Here is a 12673-nt window from a genome sequence, read left to right on the forward strand (position 1 = left end):
CGTGCGACGCGTGTCAGCACCACGTGCCTCGCTACCCACCGCCGATCTGGCGCGGATCGTCGTGTTCGCGGCGTTCATCGCCGTGCTCGGGATCTTCCCCGGCTTCTACGTCGGCGGCTCGGGCGTGCCCATCGTTCTCCAGAACATGGGCCCGCTGCTCGCGGGCGCGATCCTGGGCGCGCGCAGGGGCACGGCCTCGGTCGTGCTGCTCCTCGCGCTGACCGCGATCGGCCTTCCGCTGCTGTCCGGCGGCAGAGGCGGCCTCGCGCCGTTCGCGGGGCCCAGCGGCGGCTTCCTGCTCGGCTGGATCCTCTCCGCGCTCGTCGCGGGCCTGATCGTGCAGCGTGCCGAGCGGCCTGGCCTGCCGACCCTGCTGCTCGCCACCACGGCCGGGCTGCTCGTCGACTACGCCATCGGCATCCCGTTCCTCGGCGCCTACACCGGCGACCTCGGCGCGGCCGCCGTGCAGTCGTTGGTGTTCGTGCCCGGCGACGCGGGCAAGGTGGTGGCCGCCGCCGTGGTGGCCGCGCTCGTGCACCGGGCGCTGCCCGGCACGGCCACGGGCCCGGCGGTACGCAGCGAGTGACGTTCGCGGCACCGCCCGTCCTCGGCACCGCGACACCGCCCGCGGGTCTGCTCGCCCGTGCCCACGGCGCGGCCCGCGACCTCGCCGCCCGGGGTGCCGGACCGCACTCCCGCGTCGCCGTCGACAGCGGCGACCCCGCGGACGTGCTCGCCTGGCTGCTCGGAGCCGACCTGCTCGGCGCGGCCACGCTCGTGGTGGAGCCGTCGTGGTCGCCGCGCGAGCGCGACGCCGTGCTGGCCGACGCCGCCCCCGCCGTCGTCATGACCGGCGGCCCCGGCGTCACCGGAGCGGGCGTGGCACCCGCCACCGGACAGTTCTTCTACCTGCCCACCACCTCGGGCAGCAGCGGGCGGCCGAAGGTGCTCGCCCGCAGCCGCGCCTCCTGGCTGGACAGCTTCGCCGCGCTCGGCCCGCTGCCGGGACCCGTGCTCGTTCCGGGTCCGCTCAGCTCGTCGCTGTTCCTCTTCGGCGCGCTGCACGCACTGTGGTGCGGCGCGGATCCGGTGCTGCCGGGCCGCTGGCGACCGCAGGACGCGCGCGGGGCCGCGACCGTGCATCTGGTGCCCGCGATGCTGGCCACGCTGCTCGCCGACCTGGAACGCAGTCCCGGACCGTGCGCGCTGCGGACGGTCGTGTGCGGCGGCGCGCACGTCGGCCCGGAGCTGCGGGCCCGCTTCGCCCGCCTGCTGCCGCGGGCCCGGCTGGTGGAGTACTACGGCTCCGCCGAGCACTCGCTGATCGCGATCCGGCGCGGCGACGGTGACCTGCGGCCCGTTCCCGGCGTCGAGGTGGACGTGCGTGACGGTGTGCTCTGGGTCCGCTCGCCGCTGGCCTTCTCCGGCTACCTGCGCGACGGTGAGCTGCGGCGGGTCTCGGGCTGGTCGAGCGTCGGCGACCGGGCCGCGCTGTCGGCCTCGGGGGCGCTGACCGTGCACGGCAGGGACTCCGCGACCATCTCCAGCGGCGGCGCGCTCGTGCCCGCCGAGGAGGTGGAGGCCGTGGTGCGGGCGGTGCCCGGCGTGGAGGACGTGCTGGTGGCGGGCACCCCGCACGCCACGCTCGGTGCCGTGGTCACCGCCGTGGTGCAGGCCGAGGACCCGCCGCCGCTCGCCACGCTGCGCAGCGCCGCCCGCGCCGGGCTGGCCCCGGCGAAACGGCCACGGCGCTGGCTGCACACCAAGCGGCTGCCGCGCACGCCGTCCGGCAAGCCCGCACGGGCCGAGGTCGCCGAGCGGCTGCGGGAGGGCACCCTGGACGCGGAGCCGCTGCCGTGACCGCGCCCGAGCGCACCCCGGTGGTCGTCGCCGCACGGCGCACGCCGATCGGCACGGCCGGTGGCACCCTGCGCCGGTACGCCGCCGACGAGCTGGCCGCGCCCGTGCTGCGCGCGGCGCTCGGCGACGCCGGGGTGGACACTGTGGACGATGTGGTGCTCGGCAACGTGTTCGGCCCCGGCGGCAACCCGGCCCGGGTGGCCGCGTTGCGCGCCGGGCTGGGCGACACGGTGCCGGGCATGACCGTCGACCGGCAGTGCGCGAGCGGGCTCGCCGCCATCGTCACGGCCGCCGCGCTGGTCAGGGCGGGAGAGGGCGAGGCCTACCTCGCGGGCGGCGTGGAGAGCGCGTCCACCGCGCCGTACCGGGCATGGCGGAGCGAGCCGCCCTCCTGGTACACGCGGGCACCGTTCGCCCCGCCCGAGATCGGCGACCCGGACATGGGCCCGGCCGCCGACGTGGTCGCCGCCGAGGCGGGGATCTCGCGGGAGCGGCAGGACGCCTTCGCCGCGCGCAGCCACGCCCGTGCGGTGGCGGCGCAGCGGGAGGGGCGCTTCGCCGCCGAACTGGTGCCGCTGGGCGGCGTCGCCGCCGACGAACGGCCCCGGCCCGGCTTCACCGTCGAACGGCTGGCCCGGTTCCGGCCCGCGTTCACCCCCGGCGGCACGGCGACGGCCGCGAACTCGTGCGGCGTCAACGACGGTGCCGCCGCGGTGCTCGTGGTGAGCGAGCGGTGGCGGCGGGAGCGCGGGCTGGCCGGGCTGCGGCTGGTCGCCTCGGCGACGGCGGCGGTCGACCCGAACCGGCTCGGGCTCGGGGCGGTGCCCGCGATGAAGCGGGTGCTCGACCGCACGCCCGACGTCGTGGAGTTCACCGAGGCCTTCGCGGGCCAGGCGCTGGCGTGCCTGGACGCGGCAGGCCTCGACGAGCACACGGCGAGCCCGGACGGCGGCGCGATCGCGCTCGGCCACCCGTGGGGTGCCTCGGGCGCGGTGCTGGTGGTGCGCCTGTTCTCCCGGCTCGTGCGCTCGGGCACCGGAGGCACGGGGCTCGCGGCGCTGTCCTCCGGCGGCGGCGTGGGTGTGGCGGCGCTGTGGGAGGCGGTGCGGTGATCGAGTTCGAGGGCGTCGGCCACCACTACGGCGACCGCACCGTGCTGTCCGATGTGGACCTCACGCTCGCCGAGCGCAGGGTCGCGTTCGTCGGGGCCAACGGCTCCGGCAAGTCCACGCTCGCCCGCATGGTCAACGGGCTCGTGCTGCCCGCCGAGGGCCGCGTGCGGGTGCTGGGGCTCGACCCGGCGAAGCAGGGCAACGCGGTGCGCCGCAGGGTGGGCTTCGTGTTCACCAACCCGGACAGCCAGATCGTGATGCCCACGGCGGGCGAGGACGTGGCGTTCTCGCTTCGCCGCAGCGGACTGTCCACACGCGAGCGTGCCCGGCGCGCGGAGGAGGTGCTCGCCGAGTACGGGCTCGGCGGCTACGCCGAGCATCCCGCGCACCAGCTCTCGGGGGGCCAGAAGCAGCTGCTCGCGCTGTGCGCGATGCTCGTGCTAAAGCCGGACGTGCTCGTGTGCGACGAGCCGACGACACTGCTGGACCTGCGCAACAAACGCCGGTTCGTCGAGCTGCTCGGGCGACTGGACCAGCAGGTGCTGCTGGTGACCCACGATCTGGACCTGCTGGGCGGGTTCGACCGCGTCGTGGTGCTCGACGAGGGCCGCGTCGTGGCCGACGACGAGCCGGAGCCCGCGCTGGCGTACTACCGGAAGCTGGCCGGATGAACCCCCTCGGCCTGTACCAGCCCGGCACGAGCGTGCTGCACCGGTTGCCCGCCGGGTGGAAGTTCCTCGGGCTGCTGGCACTCGCCACGGCCGTGTTCGTGCTGCGGACTCCTGCGCCGCTCGGCGCGCTGTGCGTCGCCGTCGCACTCGGCTACGTGCTCGCGCGCATCCCCGCCCGGCGCTGCGGGCAGCTCGCCAGGGCGCTGCTCGTGCTGGTGGTGTTCGTCTTTCTGCTGCAGTGGTGGCTGCTCGGGCTCACCGGCGCGGTGGTGATGTGCCTGCGGCTGGTGGCCGCGCTGGCCGCCGCGAACCTGTTCACGCTCACCACGCGGGTGAGCGACGTCGTCTCCGCGGTGGAACGCGGCCTGCGGCCGCTGCGCCGCGTGGGCGTGCGGCCGGAGCGTGTCGGCCTGCTCGTCGGGCTGACGGTCCAGGCCGTCGCGGTCCTTTCGGGCATCGCGGGCGAGGTGCGCGAGGCCGCGAAGGCCAGGGGCGCGTCCCGCTCGGTGACGGCGTTCGCGGTGCCGCTGCTGGTACGGACCCTGCGGCACGCCGACGAGCTGGGCGAGGCGCTGGCCGCCCGCGGCGAGTGACCCGCGGGCGGCCGGACGGGCTCAGCCCCTGGCGTGGGCGTCCAGGATGTGTGCGACCGCCTCGGTCACCCGCTGGGCGTGGCCGAGGTGCAGCCACTCGTCGGGCACGTGGGCGTTCGAGTCCGGCCCGAGCGCGCCGGTGACGAGGAACTGCGCGCGCGGGTACTTCTGGCCGAGCAGTCCCATGAACGGGATGGACCCGCCGAGCCCGACGCCGCGCCACGGCTTGCCGAACACGCCGTCGCTGACCGTTTCCAGCGCGCCGGACAGCCAGGGCGCCAGGTCCGGCGCGTTCCAGCCGTCGGCGGCTTCGGTGCCGGTGATCTCGATGGTCGCCGAGTACGGCACGTCGGTGGTGAGCGCCTTCTCGATGGCGTTCAGCGCGGCGGCGGAGTCGGCGGTGGGCGGGAGCCGGAAGCTCAGCGCCAGCGTCGTGGCGTCACGCAGCACGTTGCCCGCCTCGGCGGGCTCGGGGAAGCCGGAGGCGCCGATGACCTCCAGCGTCGGCCGCCAGCTGTTGTTCAGCAGCAGCTCCACCTCGTCGCCGGAGACGGGCGTGGTCGCGCCGTGCAGCGGGTACGCCCCGGCCGACGCGCCGGGCGCCACCTCGGCGGTGGCCCTGGCCTCGGCGACGCGGTTGGCGGGGATCTCGACGTTGCACTCGGCGAGCAGGATCTTGCCGGTCGCGGAGTCCTCGATGCGCTCGAGCAGGCGCCGCAGCACGCGGACCGTGCTCGGCACGATGCCGGTGGCCAGGCCGGAGTGCTGCGCGGAGTCGAGCACGCGCGCGGTGACGTGGACCTGGGCGAGGCCGCGCAGGCTGGTGGTCAGCCAGAGCCGCTCGTAGTCGTTGCCGCCCGAGTCGAGGCACACCACGAACGTCACCTCGCCGAGGCGTTCCGACAGGTGTTCCAGGTAGGCGGGCAGGTCGGGGCTTCCGGACTCCTCGCCGGTCTCCAGCAGCACCACGGCGCGGGCGTGGGCGCCACCGGCGGTGCGGACCGCTTCGAGTGCGGCGGTGGCGGCGTATCCGGCGTAGCCGTCGTCGGCGGAGCCGCGGCCGTAGAGCCTGCCGTCCTCGATCACCGGCTTCCACGGGCCGAGGCCGTCGGACCAGCCGCCGACCGGAGGCTGCTTGTCGAGGTGGCCGTAGAGCAGCACCGTGCCCCTGTCCTCGGCGCCGGGGGTGGCGGGCACGTCGAGCAGCAGCACGGGGCTGCGGCCTTCGAGCCGCACGACCTCGACGCCTGCCCCGGGCAGCCGCCGGGCGGCCAGCCACGCGCGCACGTGGTCGACGGCGGCGTCGAGCTGGCCGGTCTTCGCCCAGTCCCGGTCGAAGGCGGGCGAGAGGGCGGGGATCTCCACGAGACGGGACAGGCTGGGCAGGATGTCGGCCTGCCAGACCTGCTGGACGGTGTCGCTCACGGTTCGCTGTTCCACACGGCCATCCTGCCACCGCGCCACACCCCGGCGGCCGAAGGTCACAGTTCGGCTCGGGCCTTGTGCGAGCGCTCAGTAGGCGCATAACGTCCGTATTCACTGTGATCCACATCACTTCACTGGCGAGGGGTGGATCGTTGCCACAACCGATGCTGTCCGTGAGCAACCTCGAGGTCGTCTACGACGACGTGGTGCTCGTGCTCCGCGGGCTGAGCCTGGAGGTTCCCGCGGGAGGCATCGTCGCGCTGCTCGGCGCCAACGGCGCGGGCAAGACGACGTTGCTGCGCGCGGTCACCGGCCTGCTCGTGCCACACCGGGGCCGGATCACCAAGGGCACCGTGCACGTCGACGGCGAGGACATCACCGGCGCCGACGCCGCCGACGTGGTGCGCAGGGGCATCGCGCAGGTGATGGAGGGCAGGCGGATCTTCGCCGAGATCACCGTCGACGAGAACCTGCGCGCGGGCGGCTACACGCGCCGCTCCCGCACCGAGGTCCGCGAGTCCTACGCGCGCGTGCTCGACCTGTTCCCGGTGCTGGCCCAGCGGCGGAAGTCGGTGGCCGGTTACCTCTCGGGCGGCGAGCAGCAGATGCTCGCCATCGGCAGAGCGCTCATGGCGCGGCCCCGGCTGCTGCTGCTCGACGAGCCGTCGCTGGGGCTGGCGCCGCGGCTGGTCGAGCAGGTGCGCGACATCATCGCCCAGATCAACCAGCAGGGCACCAGCGTGCTGCTGGTGGAGCAGAACGCCGCGATGGCGCTGTCGATCGCCGGATACGGCTACGTGCTGGAGACCGGGAAGGTCGTCAAGGACGGCCCCGCGGCGGATCTGCTCGCCGACGCCGACATCCGCGAGTTCTACCTCGGGGCGGCAGGCGGGCAACGGCGCTCCTTCACCGAGGTCAAGACGTACCGGAGGAAGAAGCGATGGAGCGCGTGAGCAGCACGCCGCTGCTGGAGGTGCGGGACCTGACGCTGCGCTTCGGCGGCGTCACCGCGCTCGACGCGGTCGGCTTCGAGGTCGGCCCCGGCGAACTGCTGGCGGTGATCGGCCCCAACGGCGCGGGCAAGACGTCGATCTTCAACTGCCTGTGCGGGGTGTACCGGCCGCAGCGGGGCACGGCCACGCTCGACGGCGAGCCGCTGCTCGGCCGCCAGCCCGCCGCCATCGCCGCGCGCGGCGTGGCCAGGACGTTCCAGAACCTCGGCCTGTTCGGCCACCTGACGCTGGTGGAGAACCTGCTGCTGGGCCGCCATCACCTCATGCGTACGGGGTTCTTCTCGGGGATGTTCTGGTGGGGCAGGGCCAAGCGCGAGGAGATCACGCACCGCGCGGCGGTGGAGGAGATCATCGAGCTGCTGGAGCTGGAGCCCTACCGGCGCATGCCTGCCGGGATGCTGCCCTACGGCGTGGCCAAGCGCGCCGAGCTCGGCAGGGCGCTCGCGATGGAGCCACGGCTGCTGCTGCTCGACGAGCCGGTGGCGGGCATGAACCTGGAGGAGACCGAGGACACCGCGCGCTACCTGCTGGAGGTCCGCCGCGAGCTGGGGCTGGCGATGATCCTCGTCGAGCACGACATGAGCCTGGTGATGGATCTGGCCGACCGGGTGGTGGTGCTCGACTTCGGCGTCGTCATCGCCACCGGCGAGCCCAGCGAGATCCAGGACGACCCGCGCGTCGTCGAGGCCTACCTGGGAGGTGCGGCGTGAGCAGCGCACCCGGCCGCAGCGCCGTCGCCGACCCGGTGACGAGCACCGGTGCGACCCTGCCCGGCAAGCTGCTGGACAACGCCCGTGAGCGTCCCGCCGCCACCGCCATGCGCGAGAAGCACAGAGGGCTGTGGCGGCAGTGGACGTGGGCCGAGTACGCCGGCCGGGTCGCAGCCGTGGCAGCCGGGCTGCGCGAGCTCGGCGTCGGGCCAGGGGTCCGCGTGGCGATCCACGCCGAGAACCGGCCGGAGTGGGTCGTCGCCGACCTGGCCGTGCAGGGCCTCGGCGGGCAGTGCGTCGGCGTCTACCCGACCTCACCCGCCGCCGAGGTGGAGTACCTGCTCGGCCACTGCGCGGCCCGCGTGCTCGTCGCCGAGGACGAGGAACAGCTCGACAAGGCGCTCGCCGTCCGCGATCGGCTGCCCGGGCTGGAGCACATCGTGCTCATCGACCCGCGCGGCGTGCGGCGCGAGGACGTGCTGACCTTCGCCGAGCTGGAACGACGTGGCGCGCAGCAGGGTGACCCGCTGGGGGCGTTCGCCGAGTCGGTGGCCGCGCTCGACTCCTCGGCGCCCGCGATCATCGTCTACACCTCCGGCACCACCGGCCCGCCGAAGGGCGCGTTGCTGTCGCACGCCAACCTGGTGGCCTCGGCACGCACGTTCACCGGCGCGCTCGGCGGCACCGCCGACGACGAGGTGCTCAGCTACCTGCCGCTGTGCCACATCGCCGAGCGGCTGACGTCGGTGATCGACTCGGTGTGGGCGGGGTCGGTGGTCAACTTCGGCGAGGGCGGGCCGTCGTTCGCCCACGACATGCGCGACATCCAGCCCACGGTGTTCCTCGGCGTGCCAAGGGTGTGGGAGAAGATGCTCGCCGGCGTCGAGCTGCGGATGTCCGACGCGTCGCGGCTCAAGCGCAGGCTCTACCGGGCGTGCCTGCGGCAGGGCAGGCGGATCGCGCCCCGCCGGATGCGCGGCACCACCACGCTCGCCGACCGGCTCGTGCTCGCGCTGTGCGAGGTGCTGATGTTCCGGCCGCTGCGCGAGAAGCTGGGCCTGGTGCGCGTGCGGGTGGCGTTGTCGGGCGCGGCGCCCATCGCGCCGCAGGTGCTGGAGTTCCTGTGGGCCATCGGTGTCGCGGTACGGGAGGGCTACGGCCAGACGGAGAACACCGCCATCTGCACGCTCACCCCGCACGGCGACGTGCGGCTCGGCTCGGTCGGCACCGCGCTGCCCGGCGTGGAACTGCGCATCGCCGAGGACGGCGAGATCCTCACCCGCTCGGCGGGTGTGTTCCTCGGCTACCTGCACAACCCCGAGGCGACGGCCGCCACCGTGGACCCGGACGGCTGGCTGCACACCGGCGACGTCGGCGAGCTGGACGAGGACGGCTTCCTGCGCATCACCGACCGCAAGAAGGACATCATCATCACGGCCGGCGGCAAGAACGTCTCGCCGTCGGAGATCGAGAACCTGCTCAAGGTCTCGCCGTACATCCGGGAGGCCGTGGTGGTCGGCGACCGGCGCAGGTACCTCACGGCGCTGATCGGCATCGAGTACGACACGGTGGGCGACTGGGCACGGCGGCGCGGCGTCGCCTACACGACCTACGCCGACCTGTCCGCCAAGCCCGAGGTGCGGGCGCTCGTGGAGACCGTGGTGGCCGAGGCCAACCACCGGCTCGCCGCCGTGGAGCAGATCAAGCGGTTCACCCTGATCGGCAAGGAGCTCGACCACGAGGGCGGCGAGCTCACGGCGACGCAGAAGGTCAAGCGCAGGGCCATCGAGCGCAGCTTCGAGCCGGAGATCGAGGCGATGTACCGGTGACCGCCGACGTACTTCTTCCCGCGGAGGCGGCGAGATGACCGCCGACGTACTTCTTCCCGCGGAGGCGGCGAGATGACCGCCGACGTACTTCTTCCCGCGGAGGCGGCGAGATGACAGCGTTCCTGCAGAACTGCTTCGCCGGCCTCTCGCTCGGCTCCACCTACGCGCTCGTGGCACTGGGCTTCGTGGTGATCTACAAGTCGACCGGCGTCATCAACTTCGCGCAGGGCGGGCTGCTCGCGCTCGGCGCCTACCTCGGCTACACGTTCTCCAACAACCTCGCCGTCGCGTTCGGCGTCGCCGTGCTGCTGTGCTGCGTGTCGGCGGCGCTGGTGGGCGCGACCTTCGAGCGCATCGTGCTGCGCCGCATGGTGGGGCAGCCGCCGTTCGCGGTCATCATGATCACCATCGGCCTGCTGTTCGTCCTCGAACCGCTCGTCACCGCCATCTGGGGGTTCGAGCACAAGCAGGTGAACAACCCGTGGAACATCCGCACCGTCGAGGCGGGCGGGCTCGTCTTCGGCGTGCGGGACCTGTGGACGATCGGGCTCACCGCGGCGGTCGTGCTCGCCTTCTTCCTGTTCTTCCGGTACTCGTCGCTGGGTCTGGCGATGCGGGTGACCGCGTTCGACCCGGAGGCCGCGCTGGCGCAGGGCATCAGCGCCCGCAGGGTGTACGCGACGTCGTGGGCCATCGCCGCCGCGCTCGCCGCGCTGGCGGGCATCCTCATGGCGGCGGGTCCGGGCGGGCTGACGCCGTCGATCGGGTTCATCGCGCTCGCCGCGTTTCCCGCGATGATCCTCGGCGGCATGGACTCTCCGGCGGGCGCCGTGCTCGGCGGGCTGGTGATCGGTCTCGCCGAGGCGCTGGCCCGCGGCTACCAGGACGAGCTGTTCTCGTGGGCCGGGGACAACGTGTCGGTGATCGTGCCGTACCTGCTGATGATCCTCATCCTGCTGATCCGCCCCTACGGGCTGCTGGGCACGAAGGAAGTGAGGCGGGTCTGATGGGAGCGCACCGCAACGTCGTCCGCGGCTACGCCGACGAGCTCCGGCTGTTCGGCACCCCGGCCGCCCGCGCCGGGCTCGTCGCGATGGTCGTGGTGTTTCTCGTGCTGCCCACGGTGGTGCAGGACGACTTCTGGCTCTCGGTGCTCATCTACGTGGGCATCACGGCGTTCGGCGCGATCGGCCTGAACCTGCTCACCGGCTACTGTGGACAGATCTCGCTGGGGCACGCGTTCTTCATCGGCGCGGGAGCGTACGTGGCGGCGCGCATCGGAGGAGAGCTGGGCCTTCCGCTGCCGGTGTGGCTGCTGGCCGCGGCGGTGCTCGGCGCGGCGCTCGGCGGGCTGGTCGGGCCGTTCGCGTTGCGGCTGCGCGGCCATTACCTCGCGATCGTCACGCTCGGGCTGGTGTTCATCGGCGAACATCTCTGGCGCAACCTCACCGGGATCACCGGCGGCAACTCGGGCACGCCTGTCACGGCGGGCGCGTCGCTCGGCCCGGTGGACTTCGGTGCGCTGAACCTCTTCGGCGAGGTCTACTCCCGCAACCAGGGCTGGTTCTGGCTCGTGTGGGGCCTGGTGGCGCTCGTCGCGCTGCTGGCGAAGAACCTGGTGCGCACGCGGCCGGGCCGGGCGCTGCAGGCGGTGCGCGACCGCGACCAGGCCGCCGAGGTGATCGGCGTGCGCGCGGGCCGGTACAAGATCGGCGCGTTCATGCTCTCCAGTGCCATCGCGGCCACGGCGGGCGCGCTGTTCGGTGCCTACCAGCAGTTCGTCAGCCCCGACGAGTGGAACCTGCTGCTGTCGATCCAGTACATCGCGATCGTGATCGTCGGCGGGCTCGGCACGATCTTCGGCTCCGTGCTCGGCGCGATCTTCGTGGGCGCGCTGCCCGCGCTGATCGACCGCTACAGCGATGCCATCCCCGGGGTGCGCACCGGTGTCGGCAGCGAAGGGTTCATCAGCGTTTTCGCGCTCAACCAGGCCCTGTTCGGGGTGCTCATCGTGCTGTTCCTGGTGTTCGAGCCGCGTGGGCTCGCCGGGATCTGGCTGCGGGTCAAGGCCTACTTCAAGGCGTGGCCATTCTCCTACTAACGCAAGGGAGCGTCGTCATGAATGGCAGGCGGTTCAGATTCGGCGCGGCACTCGCCGCGACGGTGTTACTCGCCGCGGCGTGCGGCGGCGCGGGCGACGAGGCCGGCTCGGGCGGCGGCGAGGCGGGCGCACCGGCCAGCAGCGCCGGCTTCGACGGCACCACCATCCGGCTTGGCGTGCTGAGCCCGCTGTCCGGGCCCATCGCGGTGATCGGGCAGCCGCTCACCGAGGGCAACAAGGTGTGGTTCGACCACCTGAACTCGCAGGGCGGCGTCGCCGGCAAGTACAAGGTGGAACTCGTCCAGGAGGACACCCAGTACCAGCCCGATGTCACGGTGCAGCAGTACAACAAGGTCAAGAACGACGTCGTGGCGTTCACGCAGATCCTGGGCACGGCGCCGACGCTCGCGGTGCTGCCGCTGCTGAAGTCGGACAAGATGGTCGCCGCGCCCGCGTCGCTCGACGCGTTCTGGGTGCGGGAGCAGAACCTGCTGCCCGTGGGCGCGCCGTACCAGATCCAGGCGATCAACGCGATGGACCACTATCTCGGCGAGGGTGGCGGCTCCCCGCGGTCGAGGATCTGCACGATGATCCAGGACGACGTGTACGGCGAGGCGGGCCAGCAGGGCATCGACTTCGCCGCCGAGCGGATGGGCTTCACCGTCGCCAGCACCCAGAAGTTCAAGGTGGGCACCGAGAACTACTCCGGCCAGATCGGCGCGCTCGCCGGGGCGGGCTGCGAGATGGTGTTCCTCACCGCGACGCCCACCGACGCGGGCAAGATCTGGGGCACCGCCGCGCAGGCGCGGTTCGCGCCCCAGTGGTACGCGCAGTCACCGAGCTACGTGGGGGCCCTGGCACAGTCGGCGGTCGCGCCGTACATGCGCCAGTACGTCACGATCGCGTCCGAGGGCACCGAGTGGGGCGACGACTCCGTGCCCGGCATGCGCGACATGATCGAGCGCGTGGAGAAGTACGCGCCGCAGCAGCAGCCGGACTACTACTTCGCGTTCGGCTACAACCAGGCGCGCGCGATGACGGCGTTGCTGGAGAAGGCCGTCGAGCGCGGCGACCTCTCCCGCGAGGGCATCCTGCAGGCGAGCCAGGAGCTGGGCACGGTGTCGTTCGACGGGCTGACCGGCGACTACACCTACGGGCCCGCCGACAAGCGCAACCCGCCGCGTTCGACCACGCTGTTCCGCGTCGACCCCGGCAAGCCGTTCGGGCTGGCCACGCTGAAGTACAACTTCAGCTCCGATGCGGCGCAGGCCTTCGAGTTCACCAAGGCCAACCCGTAGGCCGCGGCGGGCACAGCGGACACGATGGGCACAACGGGCACAGCGGGCGCCGCGGCCACCC

12 protein-coding genes are annotated in these 12673 nt (G+C 73.1%); 11 read left to right on the forward strand and 1 reads right to left on the reverse strand.

Annotated features, from left to right (window positions below; genetic code table 11):
- Positions 1-10 precede the first annotated feature (10 nt).
- Genes BAY60_RS04865 through BAY60_RS04885 form a run of 5 tightly spaced genes read left to right on the forward strand, consistent with a single transcriptional unit; the run spans position 11 to position 4236 of the window.
- Positions 11-586 (forward strand): biotin transporter BioY, encoded by a 576-nt coding sequence (locus tag BAY60_RS04865; RefSeq protein ID WP_245992325.1) that lies wholly within the window; start codon positions 11-13, stop codon positions 584-586.
- Positions 583-1860 carry a class I adenylate-forming enzyme family protein gene (locus BAY60_RS04870; protein WP_245992326.1) on the forward strand — a complete coding sequence of 426 codons (1278 nt, stop codon included), beginning with the start codon at positions 583-585 and terminating at the stop codon, positions 1858-1860. The genes BAY60_RS04865 and BAY60_RS04870 overlap by 4 nt, the downstream gene beginning before the upstream one ends.
- On the forward strand, positions 1857-2972 hold the full coding sequence (locus tag BAY60_RS04875; protein WP_112279592.1) for a thiolase family protein: 1116 nt from the start codon (positions 1857-1859) through the stop codon (positions 2970-2972). The genes BAY60_RS04870 and BAY60_RS04875 overlap by 4 nt, the downstream gene beginning before the upstream one ends.
- Positions 2969-3643, forward strand: a complete 675-nt coding sequence (locus BAY60_RS04880; RefSeq protein ID WP_112280720.1) for an energy-coupling factor ABC transporter ATP-binding protein — start codon at positions 2969-2971, stop codon at positions 3641-3643. The genes BAY60_RS04875 and BAY60_RS04880 overlap by 4 nt, the downstream gene beginning before the upstream one ends.
- Entirely contained in the window at positions 3640-4236 is a 597-nt protein-coding gene (locus BAY60_RS04885) for an energy-coupling factor transporter transmembrane component T family protein (RefSeq protein ID WP_112279593.1), read from the forward strand. The genes BAY60_RS04880 and BAY60_RS04885 overlap by 4 nt, the downstream gene beginning before the upstream one ends.
- A 21-nt stretch (positions 4237-4257) precedes the next feature.
- On the opposite strand, the gene BAY60_RS04890 is transcribed toward BAY60_RS04885, so the two are convergent.
- Positions 4258-5676 (reverse strand): M20/M25/M40 family metallo-hydrolase, encoded by a 1419-nt coding sequence (locus tag BAY60_RS04890; RefSeq protein WP_211330185.1) that lies wholly within the window; start codon positions 5674-5676, stop codon positions 4258-4260.
- A 149-nt stretch (positions 5677-5825) separates the two neighbouring features.
- Here BAY60_RS04890 and BAY60_RS04895 point away from each other — a divergent pair, with 149 nt between their 5' ends.
- The 6 genes from BAY60_RS04895 (at position 5826) to BAY60_RS04920 (ending at position 12612) form a co-directional block, all read left to right on the forward strand.
- Entirely contained in the window at positions 5826-6614 is a 789-nt protein-coding gene (locus tag BAY60_RS04895) for an ABC transporter ATP-binding protein (RefSeq protein WP_112279594.1), read from the forward strand.
- Entirely contained in the window at positions 6602-7384 is a 783-nt protein-coding gene (locus tag BAY60_RS04900; RefSeq protein WP_112279595.1) for an ABC transporter ATP-binding protein, read from the forward strand. Before BAY60_RS04895 ends, BAY60_RS04900 begins: the two co-directional genes overlap by 13 nt.
- On the forward strand, positions 7381-9213 hold the full coding sequence (locus BAY60_RS04905; protein WP_245992327.1) for an AMP-dependent synthetase/ligase: 1833 nt from the start codon (positions 7381-7383) through the stop codon (positions 9211-9213). Before BAY60_RS04900 ends, BAY60_RS04905 begins: the two co-directional genes overlap by 4 nt.
- Positions 9214-9323: 110 nt before the next feature.
- On the forward strand, positions 9324-10220 hold the full coding sequence (locus BAY60_RS04910) for a branched-chain amino acid ABC transporter permease (protein WP_112279596.1): 897 nt from the start codon (positions 9324-9326) through the stop codon (positions 10218-10220).
- The gene (locus BAY60_RS04915; RefSeq protein WP_245992328.1) at positions 10220-11314 is read left to right on the forward strand and encodes a branched-chain amino acid ABC transporter permease; all 1095 of its coding nucleotides are present in this window, start codon (positions 10220-10222) and stop codon (positions 11312-11314) included. The genes BAY60_RS04910 and BAY60_RS04915 overlap by 1 nt, the downstream gene beginning before the upstream one ends.
- A 17-nt stretch (positions 11315-11331) precedes the next feature.
- Positions 11332-12612, forward strand: coding sequence for an ABC transporter substrate-binding protein (locus BAY60_RS04920; RefSeq protein WP_112279597.1), 1281 nt, complete (start codon positions 11332-11334; stop codon positions 12610-12612).
- Positions 12613-12673 lie beyond the last annotated feature (61 nt).

The organism is Prauserella muralis, assembly GCF_003202285.1.
Taxonomy (GTDB): Bacteria; Actinomycetota; Actinomycetes; order Mycobacteriales; family Pseudonocardiaceae; genus Prauserella_B; species Prauserella_B muralis.